This window comes from Anabaena sp. CCY 0017, assembly GCF_963920885.1.
Lineage (GTDB): Bacteria > Cyanobacteriota > Cyanobacteriia > Cyanobacteriales > Nostocaceae > Nodularia.
Window position 1 is genome coordinate 1 of sequence record NZ_CAWUDG010000090.1, and the last position, 275, is coordinate 275.

Annotated in this window: 1 protein-coding gene; it reads right to left on the bottom strand. The window is 58.9% G+C overall.

Annotated features, from left to right (window positions below):
- Positions 1-275, bottom strand: a 275-nt coding sequence (locus ACM0OW_RS25820) for a hypothetical protein (RefSeq protein WP_414553570.1), incomplete at both ends; no start/stop codon positions are given.

The following is a 275-nucleotide window of genomic DNA, read 5'->3' on the forward strand; positions in this document are numbered from 1 at the left end:
CCCCTTGTTCCTCCGGAGTCAGCGGATCGACGTCGTCATCGGGCTTAGGCGCATCCGGTCGTTCGTAGCTCCAGCCATACAGCGGGTTGGCTTCGATCAGCTCGTCTTGGAATGCGTCGGCCAGGGCGGCCCTTGCGACACTCAGGATGTTGGCGAAGCGCTTGTTGGTGACTGTCATGTCATCGAACCAGTCGCGGAAATCTTTCCGCTTCCAGTCCGACAGCATGATGCTGCCGAACCTCGGAATCAGCAGGTTGTCCACGACCTTGCGATAT